The organism is Streptomyces sp. SID5464 (genome assembly GCF_009862985.1).
Lineage (GTDB): Bacteria > Actinomycetota > Actinomycetes > Streptomycetales > Streptomycetaceae > Streptomyces > Streptomyces chartreusis_D.
This window is the reverse complement of sequence record NZ_WWIQ01000079.1, coordinates 53,723-66,852: the sequence shown is the minus strand read 5'-3', so window position 1 is coordinate 66,852 and position 13,130 is coordinate 53,723. Positions and strand designations below refer to the sequence as shown.

At 71.6% G+C, this 13,130-nt stretch carries 10 protein-coding genes; 5 read left to right on the top strand and 5 right to left on the bottom strand.

Annotation, left to right across the window (positions count from 1 at the left end):
* Window positions 1–3 precede the first annotated feature (3 nt).
* Window positions 4–2,118, bottom strand: a complete 2,115-nt coding sequence (locus GTY47_RS39795; protein WP_010042498.1) for an autotransporter-associated beta strand repeat-containing protein — start codon at window positions 2,116–2,118, stop codon at window positions 4–6.
* An 89-nt stretch (window positions 2,119–2,207) separates the two neighbouring features.
* Window positions 2,208–3,167 carry an expansin EXLX1 family cellulose-binding protein gene (locus GTY47_RS39790; RefSeq protein WP_010042495.1) on the bottom strand — a complete coding sequence of 320 codons (960 nt, stop codon included), beginning with the start codon at window positions 3,165–3,167 and terminating at the stop codon, window positions 2,208–2,210.
* A gap of 286 nt (window positions 3,168–3,453) precedes the next feature.
* Between GTY47_RS39790 and GTY47_RS39785 the strand changes: the two genes are divergently transcribed.
* Together GTY47_RS39785 and GTY47_RS39780 are read left to right on the top strand one after the other, a co-directional pair.
* Complete coding sequence (locus GTY47_RS39785) at window positions 3,454–4,551, top strand: glycoside hydrolase family 43 protein (protein WP_010042494.1); 1,098 nt, start codon at window positions 3,454–3,456, stop codon at window positions 4,549–4,551.
* Window position 4,552: 1 nt separating this feature from the next.
* On the top strand, window positions 4,553–5,962 hold the full coding sequence (locus GTY47_RS39780; RefSeq protein ID WP_010042493.1) for an RICIN domain-containing protein: 1,410 nt from the start codon (window positions 4,553–4,555) through the stop codon (window positions 5,960–5,962).
* A 15-nt stretch (window positions 5,963–5,977) separates the two neighbouring features.
* On the opposite strand, the gene GTY47_RS39775 is transcribed toward GTY47_RS39780, so the two are convergent.
* On the bottom strand, window positions 5,978–7,639 hold the full coding sequence (locus tag GTY47_RS39775) for a rhamnogalacturonan lyase B N-terminal domain-containing protein (protein ID WP_010042492.1): 1,662 nt from the start codon (window positions 7,637–7,639) through the stop codon (window positions 5,978–5,980).
* 190 nt (window positions 7,640–7,829) lie between these two features.
* Between GTY47_RS39775 and GTY47_RS39770 the strand changes: the two genes are divergently transcribed.
* The 3 genes from GTY47_RS39770 (at window position 7,830) to GTY47_RS39760 (ending at window position 11,546) form a co-directional block, all read left to right on the top strand.
* Window positions 7,830–8,873 (top strand): rhamnogalacturonan acetylesterase, encoded by a 1,044-nt coding sequence (locus tag GTY47_RS39770; protein WP_010042491.1) that lies wholly within the window; start codon window positions 7,830–7,832, stop codon window positions 8,871–8,873.
* Window positions 8,874–8,955: 82 nt separating this feature from the next.
* Window positions 8,956–10,677, top strand: coding sequence for a DUF2264 domain-containing protein (locus tag GTY47_RS39765; protein WP_010042490.1), 1,722 nt, complete (start codon window positions 8,956–8,958; stop codon window positions 10,675–10,677).
* 62 nt (window positions 10,678–10,739) lie between these two features.
* Window positions 10,740–11,546, top strand: a complete 807-nt coding sequence (locus tag GTY47_RS39760) for an isocitrate lyase/phosphoenolpyruvate mutase family protein (protein ID WP_010042488.1) — start codon at window positions 10,740–10,742, stop codon at window positions 11,544–11,546.
* Window positions 11,547–11,568: 22 nt separating this feature from the next.
* Here the strand turns inward: GTY47_RS39760 and GTY47_RS39755 are convergent, their stop codons facing one another.
* Window positions 11,569–12,540: a phosphotransferase gene (locus tag GTY47_RS39755; protein WP_010042485.1), complete on the bottom strand. Its 972-nt coding sequence runs from the start codon at window positions 12,538–12,540 to the stop codon at window positions 11,569–11,571.
* Complete coding sequence (locus GTY47_RS39750) at window positions 12,533–13,123, bottom strand: TetR-like C-terminal domain-containing protein (RefSeq protein WP_010042483.1); 591 nt, start codon at window positions 13,121–13,123, stop codon at window positions 12,533–12,535. Before GTY47_RS39750 ends, GTY47_RS39755 begins: the two co-directional genes overlap by 8 nt.
* Window positions 13,124–13,130 lie beyond the last annotated feature (7 nt).

Genomic DNA, 13,130 nt, shown 5'->3' with positions numbered 1-13,130 from the left:
GGTTCACTGCCGCGCGCGGGCCGCATGCCGGCCGCCGCCTCGGTGGCGCCGGCCGCGTCGCCTCGCCATCGGTACGGCGAGGCTGACAGCGAGGGCCAGCCCGAGTGCGTACGGCCACCAGCCGAAGCCGACGTCCTCGCCCGCCCCGGCGCTCCGGGGCCCCACGGCGCCGGACGCGGACGCCCCGGGCACGGTGGCGGAGGGGCTCGGGGTGGTTCCGGCCGTCAGGGCGACGTCGTTCCCGTCTCCCGCCCGGTAGTCGATGCGGTAGGTGGTGTCGCCGAGCTTCAGACGGGCGCCCTGCCGCAGCCCCTTGAACGTCCCCGAGGTCCTGCCGTCGCCCCGGTGGTCGAGGACGGTGATTTCACGAACGGGGGTGCCGGACCGGCCGGACCGGGCCCGGCTTCCCACGTCCGACACGTCGAGGTCCCCGGCCAGCCGTACGGCACCCGTCACCTTCAACGGCCCGTCCCGAAGGATCAGCGAACCCTTCGGGCTCTGCGTGTAGGCGCCGTTCACGGTGAGGCCGGTCGTGACGGCACCGTCGTTCGTCACCGCTCCGGCGACGGTGCCCTTGCCGGTGAGCGCGGTCGCGACGCGCACGCCTGCCGGGCCCGCGTCCAGCCGGGCCCCGGCCGCGAGCCGTACGGCCTTGCTGCGGGAGAGCGTGGCGCCCTTGCGCAGGGCCAGTGTGCCCTTGGAGACGGTGGTCGTCCCGGTGTACGTGACGGCGGGCCCGGCCAGTGTCGTCGTAGCGGCTCCCGACGGGGTGAGCGAGCCGCTGCCGCCGATGCGGGAGAGGGTGAGGGGCCGGTTCGTGTTGCGCAGGACGAGTGAGCCGTTGTTGACGACCCTGTAGTGGGCGCCCGCCGTGTACAGCCCGCCGTCCCCGCCGCGCTTTCCGCTGCCCAGACGCAGTACCGCCCCCTTCTGAACCGTCGTGGAGCCGTCGTAGTACTGGACGGCCGCGAAGGTCACGTCGTTGCCGGGGGTCCCGGCGATGACGATGTCACCGGCGCCGGGGGCGGAGAGGGTGTCGCCGCCGCCGATGGGAGCGCCGAGCGTCACCGGGCCGTTGTAGTCGAGGGTGAGGCGGGAACGGGAGCGGGCGGCCAGGAGGTTGATGTAGACCGTCTCGGCGGTGCCCGGCATGAAGATCTTGTCCGTGGTGCCGTCGCCCCACTGGACGTTCGCGCCCTTGATATTGGTGCCGCGCTTGTTGACGTTCTTGCGGGCGGGCATCCAGTTGAGGGCCGGGTCGCTCAGCGACGGGTCGCTGTCACCGCCCCGGTCCGACCAGCTGTACTGGCCGGTGAGGATCACCTTGCCGCCGGGCCGCGACTGGACGTTGATGTCGCTGCCGTACTCGCGCTGGTAGAAGTCCATGCCCATCGTGACGGTCCGGCCCAGGGGCGTGTCGACGGTCCAGGTGCCCTGGTTGAGGACCTTGCGGACGTTCGGGAGTGAGGTCGCGTACTCCGGGCGGCCGGCGTTCAGCTGCGTGCCGTTGTCGATCACCCCGGAGAAGGAGTGCGTGCCCGACAGGTCCCAGGTGCCCCAGAGGAACCTCGGCTGGGTGATCAGCCCGGAGCCGCTGATGGTGCCCAGGTTGTACGCGCTCCTCAGCGACAGCCGCAGGGTGCCGTCGACCCTGATGTTGTCCTGGTTGAGGCGGAACGCCGGGGTGTTGTACGGGAAGTGGCCGATCAGTCCCGTCGTACCGCCGTCGCCGTACTGGAGCGTCGCGCCGCGCTCCAAGGTGACCGCCGACGGGTCGGGGCGGGTGACGGTGACGTACGGGTGGTTCCCGCCCAGCGTCCGCACCCGCTGCCGCCGCCGGGACTCCGGGAGCGTGAAGTCGCTGTCCCGGGTGAGGACCAGCGTCCCGCTGCCGCGGACCGTGAGCGTGCCCTCGCCTCGGAACACGCCGTCGTACGTCGTCGTCCCCGGCGGCACGGTGACGACGGTGTCACCGGTGAGCGTCACGTCCCGGTCGGCCAGCACGTCGGCGGTGACGTCCCGGGGCCCGGCCGCCACCGCCGGGGGAGCGGCGAGCAGGGAGGCGACCGTCGCGAGGACGCCGGCGGCCGTTGCTGTGGTGTGGGTGAGGCTGCGCACGTGACGGAGACGCGGGCGGCGGGCGGCCGATAACAGAAAATCGACCGTCACCGTTCACCCGCTCCCGACATCGTCCTTCTGCGGACCGCTCAGTGCCGGGCGAACTGGACGCGGGTCGGCTGGACGGCGTCCGGGCGGAGTGCGACGCCGTCGACGGTGAGTTGTTCGCCGTAGATGTCGGTGAGCCGCAGAGGGCCGCCGCAGCCGGTGCCGTCGGGGGAGAGGAAGTAGTTGTACTCGGTACGGGTCAGCCGGCTCCATCCGCTGCTGGTCCTGACCTCCAGCCGGGCCAGCGGGTTGCGGTGGCCCAGCGCCTGGATGCCGCACCAGTTGCTGCTGGAGCCGGTCTTGTAGCGGACCGAGACGGTGTCGGACGTGCCGGGGCTCAGCAGGCTCCAGGTGATCGGGATCCGGCCGGCGGAGAGGCCGGCGAGCTTGGCGAAGGCCTCTTTGCTGAGGTCGAGCTGCCCGGGGGCGCAGGGCAGCGGGCATTCGTTGGTGATCCGGACCGTGACGGAGGCGCCGTTCGCCGCGCGGACGAGGATGTACGCCCCGCACGCCTTGGACGTCTCGTAGTCGGTGTGGTTCATCGCCGCGACCATGAGGTCGGGGCTCGGGCCGTACAGGCAGGCGCCGTCGCCGTCCGCGGCGTCGTAGTGGGTGGCGACTCCCTTGTAGGTGACCTGGGGCTGGATTCGGCCCGCCAGCGGTGCCGTGCCGGACACCGGCCGCGGTGAGGACCGCGGGGCGCTGGTGGGCGAGGGCCGCGCCGACGGGGTGGTGGCGGCCGGCGTCGGAGTCGGGGACGCCGTGGACGGGTTCGGCTTCGGCTTGGCCTTTGGTTCGGGCTTCCGTCCCGGTGCCGTGGCCGGGGGACCCGACTGGTGGCCGGCGGCGGACGCGGCAGCGGATTGCACGGTGTTCGGCTCGCTGCCGGGGCGGAGCGCCATCACCAGGGACACGAGGAGTCCCACCGCTGCCACGGCGACGGCGGAGACGAGGGCCCTGCGCCGCTTGCGGAGGGGACGGCGGTGGGAACGGGATGCCACGGCTGAGTCCTTACGTGGTTCAGGAGAATGCGCGTTGTCGACTCACCAGTGGTCGCCGGGGCCGGAAAGGTTGCCGGGTAAGTGGAAATCCGTATCGCCGCCCCTTTCAGAACCCGGCCGTCCCTGTCTTCCAAGGACCCGGTCGTCTTCGTCCCGTCAGACCCGTTGACCTCCTCGTGGCACACTCTTACCTTTTCGGCGTTCGTAATGACAGATGGTGTTCGAAATGTCAGACGACGCATCAGACAACGCCGTGTGTCCCCCAGTGAGAGGCAGGCCCCTCCGCATGAGCCGCGACCGCGACCACGCACTGCCCGAAGTCCCCAGCCGCAGACTGCTGCTGAAGGGCGCCGCAGCCGCCGGCGCCCTGGCCGCCGTCCCCGCCGTCCCGGGGGTGGCCCAGGCCGCCACGGGGGCCAGGCCCCCGAAGCCGGCCCCCTTCGTGAACCCGCTCGTCCGCAACCGGGCCGACCCGCACATCCACGGGCACAAGGACGGCTTCTACTACTTCACCGCCACCGCCCCCGAGTACGACCGCATCATCCTGCGCCGCTCCCGCACCCTGAACGGCCTGGGCACGGCCGCCGAGTCCGTGATCTGGCGTGCCCACCCCACCGGCGACATGGGCGCGCACATCTGGGCGCCCGAACTGCACCGCATCGGCGGCAAGTGGTACATCTACTTCGCCTCCGCGCCCGCCGAGGACGTCTGGGCGATCCGCATCTGGGTGCTGGAGAACGCCCACCCCGACCCCTTCAAGGGCACCTGGGTGGAGAAGGGCCAGGTGAAGACGGCCTGGGAGACGTTCTCCCTGGACGCCACCACCTTCACCCACCGCGGCAAGCGCTACCTCGCCTGGGCACAGCACGAGCCCGGCATGGACAACAACACCGGCATCTTCCTGTCCGAGATGGCGAACCCCTGGACCCTGAAGGGCCCGCAGGTGCGGCTCTCCACCCCCGAGTACGACTGGGAGTGCATCGGCTTCAAGGTCAACGAGGGCCCGTACGTCCTCAAGCGCAACGGCCGCCTCTTCATGACGTACTCGGCCAGTGCCACCGACTTCAACTACTGCATGGGCCTGCTGACCGCCGACGCCGACAGCCACCTCCTGGACCCCATGAGCTGGTCCAAGTCGCCGACGCCGGTCTTCACCAGCAACGACACCACCAAGCAGTACGGCCCCGGCCACAACTGCTTCACGGTCGCCGAGGACGGCCGCACTGACGTCCTCGTCTACCACGCCCGCCAGTACAAGGAGATCAACGGCGACCCGCTGAACGACCCCAACCGCCACACCCGGATCCAGAAGCTCGGCTGGAAGCCGGACGGCACCCCGGACTTCGGCATCCCGGTCGCCGACACCGTGCAGGCGGGTGGCTGAGATGAGACGCGCGTACGCGGTCCTCCTCGCCCTGTGCCTGGGCGTGTTCGGCACCCTCGCCACCGCCGGCCCCGCCCAGGCCGCGCCCCAGACCATCACCAACGGCACCCAGTTCACCGACAGCTCGGGCAACCCCGTGCACGCGCACGGCGGCGGGGTGATCAAGGTCGGCTCCTACTACTACTGGTTCGGCGAGCACCGCAACGCCGACAACACCTTCCGGTACGTCGACGCCTACCGCTCGACCGACCTGAAGAACTGGGAGTTCCGCAACCACGTCCTGACCGAGGCCAGCGACCCGGAACTGGCGACCGCCAACATCGAGCGGCCGAAGGTCATGTACAACGCGTCCACCGGCAAGTTCGTCATGTGGATGCACAAGGAGAACGGCACCGACTACAGCGAGGCCCGCGCCGCCGTCGCCGTCTCCGACACCGTCGACGGCAACTACACCTGGAAGGGCAGCTTCCGCCCGCTCGGCCAGCACATGTCCCGCGACATCACGGTCTTCGTCGACACCGACGGCGCCGGGTACATGATCTCCGCCGCGCGCGAGAACTACGACCTCCAGATCTACCGCCTCACCGCCGACTACACCGGCATCGCGAGCCTGGTCGCCAACCCCTGGCCGGGCGGCCACCGCGAGGCGCCGGCCCTGTTCAAGCGGGGCGGCGTGTACTTCATGCTGACCTCGGGCGCCACCGGCTGGAACCCCAACCAGCAGCAGTACGCCACGGCCACGAACATCGCCGGACCCTGGTCGGCCATGAAGAACATCGGCGACTCGACGACGTACGGCTCGCAGACCGCGTACGTACTGCCGGTCCAGGGCGGTTCCGGCACCTCGTACCTCTACATGGGTGACCGGTGGGGCAACTCCTTCGGCGGGACCGTCAACGACTCGCGGTACGTCTGGCTGCCGCTGACCTTCTCCGACTCGACCACGATGGCCATGTCCTGGTCGCCGGAGGTCACCATCGACACGGCCGCCGGGACCGTCTCCGGCACGAGCGCCACCTACAACACCCTCGTCGCCCGCCACTCGTCCAAGTGCGCGGACGTGACCAGCCAGTCGCTCTGGGCGGGCGCCCAGCTCAAGCAGTACGACTGCAACGGCGGCGGCAACCAGAAGTACTGGTTCAAGTCCGTCGGAAGCGGTTACTACCAGCTGATGGTCAGGAACAGCTCCCTGTGCGTGCAGGAGAACGCGAGCACGGTCACCCAGGAGAACTGCTCCTCCGCGACGAGCCAGCAGTGGTCGCTGACCACCACCGGCTCGTACGTGAACGTCAAGTCGCGCGCGTCCGGCGAGTGCCTGGACGTGAACGGCGCGTCCACCGCCAACGGCGCCGCGCTCATCACGTACACGTGCAACGGCGGAACCAACCAGCAGTGGACGCGCGGGACCTGACGACCCCGCGTGCGCCTAGGCCAGCAGGTCGATCGCGTCGACCGCCGTCCCGGCGCTGAGGAAGCCGGTCGTCCCCGACCCGCTCACCACGTCGATACTGAGCACGTTGTACTGACCGGCGTCCGTCTTCCAGGCGGACGCCGGGACGCTGTACGTGAACGTGTGGTTGTTGCCGCGGTACGAACCGTTGGTCAGCGACCGGGTGTTCGGCTGGGTGGGCGGGGAGGGGACGGCCGAGGTCCAGGTGTCGTTCACGGTGACCTGGGGGCGGCCGTTCGCGTACGCCGTCGTCACGCCGATGCGCAGGGTGTGCGCGGTCGCCGCCTGGGCCGCGGTCAGCCGGAAGTACACGAGGATGCCGCTGTTGACGTCCTTCCAGAGGTAGCAGGGGAAGGCCGCGGTCTCGCCGTTGCCGATGACGACGTTCCCCGTCCAGGACGCTGCCCGTACGTCGGAGGGATGCGCGTACGTCATCAGGTCCGCGTTCTTGAACCCGGCCGGCGTGCCGTTCCAGTCGCCGATCCGCCAGATCGCGCTCGCGTCGGAGGGATCGTTGGAGGACGGGATCGCGATCGTGTTCAGCGTGGTCGTGCCGCCTGCCGACACGCTCACCGACGTGGTGTACACGGCCAGTTCGCCCTTGAAGACGGTCAGGGTGTACGTCCCCGGCAGCACACCGGACAGGGAGAAGTAACCGTCCGAGGAACGCGCCGACCCCCAGTACTGGGCCGCCGCGTTGGCGATCCCCACGGTGTACGGGTACGCCGTGTCCCGCCCGGACATCCCGACGCCCGCCACCTTGCCCCGGCCGCTCGCCGGCACGTACCCGGCGATGCCGAGCGAGTCGGCCCACGGCGTGGTCAGCGTGCCCGGGAACAGCGCCGACGAGGGCGCGCCGCCGTCGGTGAAGGCGATGACGTAGGGGCCCTGGAGGCCGAAACGCTGGTCCTCGGTCTGGTTCTGCCCGTAGTAGAGGATCTCGTACAGGCCGCCGCCGTCCGCGCTCTGGTGGCGCAGCAGCGATCGGTAGAAGGGGCCGCCGGAGGCTTTCTCGTGGTTGCTGCGCACCATCCACAGACCGACGCCGCCGGCGGACCAGCCGATGTAGTCGTAGTCCATGACGCGCCGCTTGGCGTAGTGCTTGGAGCGGGTCTGCCCGTCGGACTTCCGGAACACGTCCGAGGCCTCGATGGCGGTGGGCGCGTACGTGTACGAGTCGGGCTCGTCGTTGAGGAACGCGCCCTTCTTCACGCGCACGATGTACCGGGTCGCGGAGACGGACGTGTCGGCCTTGTTCGTCCACAGGTAGACGTTGTTCTCGCCACTGCGGGCCGCGTAGTAGTGCCTGAGCGTGCCGTGCGTGACCGAGACCAGGATCGTCGAGCCGGACTGCCTGATGCTGACGGTGGAGGCGCCGAGGCCGGACTCGATGTGGGAGTTCATGCCGCCGTAGCCCTGGTACTCCGTGCCCCGGTAGACCAGGGAGGTCAGGTCGCCGGTGGACTTGCTCACCTTGAAGACCAGCCGGGCGCCGGTGTCGACGACGTAGGCCGAGCCGTCGTCGCTCCAGCCGAAGCCGGCTGCGTGCGCCGTGCCGGTGAGGGCCGTGCCGGCGGCGGCGGTGGCGCCGAGGACGAAGGCGCGGCGGCCGACCGGTCTGTTCGCGGATCCGGGCATGGGGGGTGGCTCCTTCGGGAGGTGGGGGGCTGAGGTGTGAGCGAGAGTGACAGTTGAATCGATTTCGCGAAAGGGCTTTCGCATCATGGGGGGCAGCATCTTTGCGAAATCGGGTCGAAGGCTAGAAAGCGCTTGCCGGAGGCGATACGTTCAGCCGCCAGGTCTTGTCACCGTGACGGAGGAGTTGCGAGTGAGACGTTTCAACATCGCCGTGCTGGCGGCCGTGACGCTGAGCACCGCCCTGTCCGCCGTACCCGCCCACGCGGGCGACGGGAGCGGGAGGCCCGGCCTCGCGCACTGCACCGACAGCGCCTGCCACTTCGACGTCCCGCCCGGCACGTACGACGTGCGGGTCCTGCTCGGCGGAAAGGCCGCGTCCGCCACCAGCATCAGCGGCGAGACCCGCCGGTCCCTGCTGCCGGAGACGGCCGCACCGGCGGGCGAGCGCGTCACCCGCAGCTTCACCGTGAACGTCCGCACCCCGGAGGGCGAGCCCACGGGCCCCGACGGAACCCCCGGCCTCGACCTGCGCATCGGCGGTACCGCCCCCGCCCTGGCCGGCGTCGAGGTCAGCCCGGCCCGACACGACCGACAGATCTTCCTGGTCGGCGACTCCACCGTCTGCGACCAGCCCGGCGACCCGTACTCCGGCTGGGGCCAGCAACTGCCCCAGTACCTCCGCCGGGGCGTGTCCGTCGCCAACTACGCCGACTCCGGCGAGAGTACGGTCACGTATCTGGGGAACCCGCGGCTGTGGGCCACCGTACGGCCCCTGATCCGCCCCGGCGACCTGGTCCTCGTCCAGCTCGCCCACAACGACAAGACCACGGACGAGGCCACCTACCGGGCCAACCTGGAGACCCTGGTGGCGGGCGTCCGGGAGCGGGGCGGACAGCCGGTCCTTGTCACTCCCATCGTGCGGCGCTGGTTCAACACCGACGGCACGCTGAACAACGGAACCGCGCTCCTGGTCAACGGCCTGGGCGTCGACCACCCGGCGGTCACCCGCTCCGTCGCCGCCGCGCAGGACGTGCCCCTGATCGACCTCACGGCCAAGACGAAGGCGCTCGTCGAGTCCCTGGGCGTGGAGGGTTCCAAGTCCCTGTACCTCTACAACGAGAAGCGGGACAACACGCACACCTCCGTGCGCGGTGCGACGGCCTACGCGCAACTCGTCCGCGACGAACTCGTCACCCGGCATCTGGTGCCGAAGGGCAAGGTGCGGGTGGGATGAACCCCTGGGGCGCCCCGACCGGAACCGGGGCGCTCCAGGTCCAGACCGTTCCGACGACCTGTCCCAGCACGAAAGAGACGCGATGCAGCTGCCTCCCGACGACCGCACGGCCTCCTCGTTCACCGGCTACACCCGCGCCCACTGGGAGGCGGCGGCCGACGCCCTGCTCACCGCCGTCGAGCCGTACGCGAGCGAGGACCGCGCGCTCTACCACCTGCCCGGCGACCGGACCAGCTGGTCGGGCCGCCTCTCCGACGGCCTGGAGGGCTACGCCCGCACCCTGCTGCTGGCCGCCTTCCGCCGCGACGAGAAGGCCCTGGAGCGCTACGCCGACGGTCTGGCCGCCGGCGTCTCGGGCGTCTGGCCCCGCATCGAGGACCGCAGCCAGCCCCTGGTGGAGGCGGCGTCGATCGCACTCGCCCTGCGGCTGACACGGGAGCTGCTGTGGGACCGGCTGGACGACGGCGTGCGGCAGCGGGCGGCGGGCTGGCTCGGCGACGCGCTCACCGCCGAGGCGTGGCCCTGCAACTGGGAGCTGTTCCCGGTCACGGTGGGCGGCTTCCTGGCCGAGATCGGACACGAGCCGGACGCGTCCCGCGCGGCGATCGACCGCGGCCTGGAGCGCATCGAGCAGTGGTACGTGGGCGACGGCTGGTACACCGACGGCGACGGCCGCAAGTTCGACTACTACAACGGCTGGGCGATGCACCTCTACCCGGTGCTGCACGCCTGGCTGGAACGGGACGAGCGCCTGCTGGACCTGTACGGGGAGCGGCTCGAACGCCACCTCTCCGACTACGCCCGCCTGTTCGGCGGCGACGGCGCCCCCCTGCACCAGGGCCGGTCCCTGACGTACCGCTTCGCGACGACGGCACCGCTGTGGCTGGGCGCGCTGACCGGCCGTACGCCCCTCTCCCCGGGCGAGACCCGGCGCCTGGCCTCGGGGGCACTGCGCTACTTCCTCGACCGGGGCGCGGTCGACGAGCGGGGCCTGCTGTCCCTGGGCTGGCACGGCCCCGACGAGTCCGTCCTCCAGGGCTACTCGGGCCCGGCCTCCCCGTACTGGGCGAGCAAGGGCTTCCTCGGCCTGCTCCTGCCGCCCGGCCACGAGGTGTGGACGGCGGCGGAGGAACCCGCCCCGGTCGAACGCGCGGACTCCGTCACCCCCGTCGGCCCGCCCAACTGGCTGCTGCAGTCCACCCGTACCGACGGCGTGGTCCGCCTGCACAACCACGGCAGCGAGGACGTCCGCTACGACCCGTACTACACGCGGCTTGCCTACTCGACCGTGACGGCCCCGTCCTCGTCGGCCTCGTCGGCTTCGTCCTCCTTGTCGTACGACAACAGCGTGATCATCGGCGACGACCCGAGCCGCACCGGCATTCGGCCGCTGGGCGTCGGCGAGGGCTGGGCGGCCTCGCGGCACACCGCGGGCGGGGGAGCCCGGGTGACGAGCGTGGTGCTGGCGCGCGGGGCGGCGGAGGTGCGGGCGCACCTGGTGACGGGGACGGAGGCCGGGACGCCGGTGCGGGTGACCGGCTGGCCGGCGGGGGCGGGCCTGCGGGCCGAACTCCTGCCCGTGGCAGGCCTCGACGACGCCCTCACCGGCGTCACCGGCGAGGGCGCCACCCTCTTCGTCGCCCTGGCCCGGCTGACGGGGGAGCCGCACCCGGTCCCGCTGGCGGAGCTGGCCGGTGTACGGACGGACGAGGACGGGGCGCTGGAGGTCCGCTGGAGCGACGGGGACGGGGTGCGGGCCAGGCTGGATGCTTCGGGAGTGGAGGTCGCGCCGCTCACGGCATGAGCCGGCCTCTGCCGGCGGCACTTCGGTCCGCGCCGAAGTGATCGGCACCTAGCGTTGGCCGCATGACCGCTCACCCGAAGCAGACACCGCACCCGGGGGCCGGCACCGCCTTCGCCGGCCTTCACCACGTCGGGGAGCCGCTCCTGCTGCCCAACGCCTGGGACTGCGCGTCCGCGCGGGCGCTCGCCGGGCAGGGGTTCCGGGCGATCGGGACGACGAGCCTCGGCGTGGCCGCGGCCGCGGGACTGCCCGACGGCGAGGGGGCGACCCGGGAGGAGACGCTCCGGCTGGCCCTCGCCCTCGGCTCGGAGCCGTTGCTGCTGTCCGTCGACGCCGAGGGCGGCTTCAGCGACGACCCGGACGAGGTGGCGGAGTTCGCGCGCGAGCTGTACGCCGTCGGAGTCGTCGGCATCAACCTGGAGGACGGACTCGGGCCCGTCGACCGGCACGCGGCGAAGATCGCCGCGGTCAAGAAGGCCGCTCCCGGCCTCTTCGTCAACGCCCGCACCGACACCCACTGGCTCGGCGACGGCGACGCCTCGGACACGCTCACCCGGCTCGACGCCTACCAGCAGGCGGGGGCGGACGGCGTGTTCGTCCCCGGCCTCACCGACCTGCGGCGGATCGCCGCCCTGGTGCGCCGGGTGCACGCCCCCCTCAACGTCCTCTACTCGCCGGGTGGCCCCGCCGTCGCTCACCTCGCCGACGCCGGCGTACGCCGGATCAGCCTCGGCTCGCTGCTGTACCGGCGGGCACTGGGCGCGGCCCTGGAGGCGGCGGCGGAGATCCGGGCCGGCCGGACGCCGACGGGCCCGACACCCTCGTACGGGGAAGTGGCCCGTCAGATGGTTCCGCTGGCCGATCCGTAGGTCGTTGCGTAGGCCGCCTCCGTCAGGTGTCGAGCGCGGCGACCAGCCGCGATACGGCAGCGAGGTCCGGCAGGCTCCGCAGGCAGGTGACGACCTGCCGGCCCGCGAACTCGCGCTGCGCCGCGGTCACCGCCGGATCGACGGCGCACTCCGCCTGCACATGGATGTAGTTCAGGTCCGTGGCGAAGAGCATGGAGAACGACTCCGGGCCCGTGACCCGGGCCCGGCCCCCGGCATCGCGGTAGGCCCGCGCGAGGCGTCGGGCGGATGCGATGTCCGCCTCGTTGCGGCCCGACCACACGTACACGGCACGCGCGAACTCCCGTTCCGCCGAGATCGGCCCGGCGTTGTCCCAGTCGAGCAGGACCGGCCCGGCCGGGCCGACCAGGACGTTCTGGGGCTGGAGGTCGAGGTGCGAGGTCACGAGGCCGCCGGGGGCCGACGGAGTCACCCAGTGCGCCAGCCGGGGCGCCGACGTGGCGATGAACCCGCCCAGCTCGTCCGCCCACGGCAGGCCGGCGTCCCGCACCTTCTTCAGGACGTCCTCCCAGTCCGCGTCGTCGGGACACCGCTCGTACCAGTCGCCCGGCGTCTCGACGGCGCCCTCACCGGCTTGGTGCAGCAGGGCCATGGCCCGGCCGAACCAGTCCAGGACGTCCGGGTCGGACGCGTCCGCGCGGGTGCCGTCGACCCAGTCGTACAGCTTCACGTACGACCCGCCCGAGGGGCCGAGCCGGGAGACGTGCGCGCCCTGGCGGTTGGTGTGGAGCCGGGGCGAGGCGATGCCCAGGTCCGCCGCGCAGTCCCGGAGCGTGGCCTCGCGCCGGACCTGGGCTTCGTCACAGCCGAACAGGAGCTCCTTCACGGCCCAGGAGGAGCCGTTTCCGGAAAGCTTCCAGATCTGGCCCAGGGCGCCCCGGGTGACGGGCGTCATCGTCCAGGGGCCGGTGCCGAGCGTGTAGGTCTCCGCTATGGAGCCGGCTGTGTCACGCATCGGTTGTCCTCTTCTCGTGGGGCCAGTTCCGAAGCAGTACGTGCAGGGCGTCGATCGCCCTGTCCCAGGACGCCTGTACGTCACGGGGCGCGCCGAAGGCGCCGGTGGACTCCAGGGCGCAGTAGCCGTGGAAGGTGCTGCGCAGCAGGCGCACGGCGTCGGTGAGGTCGGGTTCCTCCAGGCCGTACGCGCGGAGCATGCCGTAGGTGACGTCGGCCGTGCGGCGCATCGCGGGGGAGTCCGTGAGGAGGTCCTGGTCGATGGCCAGCTGCGTCGCCGCGTACCGGCCGGGGTGTTCCAGGGCGTAGGCCCGGTAGGCGCCGGCGAAGGCACCGAGTGTGTCCCGGCCGGCCTCCCGCCCCTCGACCGCCGCCGCGATCCGGTCGATCATCTCGCCGCCCGCGAGGAGGGCCAGGCGGGTGCGCAGGTCCTTCAGGTTCCGGACGTGGGTGTACAGACTCGCGTCCTTCACCCCGAAGCGGCGGGCCAGGGCGGAGAGGGTGACGTGGTCCAGGCCGGCCTCGTCGGCGAGGTCGGCCGCGGCGGCGACGAGGCGGTCGGGCGTGAGGCCGGCTCTGGGCATGAGGGAA

Excerpts from the sequence above, each read along its gene's own strand:
- GTY47_RS39755 (WP_010042485.1), bottom strand. The coding sequence starts at position 12,540 with ATGCGTGACACAGCCGGCTCCATAGCGGAGACCTACACGCTCGGCACC.
- GTY47_RS39785 (WP_010042494.1), top strand. The coding sequence starts at position 3,454 with ATGAGCCGCGACCGCGACCACGCACTGCCCGAAGTCCCCAGCCGCAGA.
- GTY47_RS39780 (WP_010042493.1), top strand. The coding sequence starts at position 4,553 with ATGAGACGCGCGTACGCGGTCCTCCTCGCCCTGTGCCTGGGCGTGTTC.
- GTY47_RS39765 (WP_010042490.1), top strand. The coding sequence starts at position 8,956 with ATGCAGCTGCCTCCCGACGACCGCACGGCCTCCTCGTTCACCGGCTAC.
- GTY47_RS39760 (WP_010042488.1), top strand. The coding sequence starts at position 10,740 with ATGACCGCTCACCCGAAGCAGACACCGCACCCGGGGGCCGGCACCGCC.
- GTY47_RS39750 (WP_010042483.1), bottom strand. The coding sequence starts at position 13,123 with ATGCCCAGAGCCGGCCTCACGCCCGACCGCCTCGTCGCCGCCGCGGCC.
- GTY47_RS39775 (WP_010042492.1), bottom strand. The coding sequence starts at position 7,639 with ATGCCCGGATCCGCGAACAGACCGGTCGGCCGCCGCGCCTTCGTCCTC.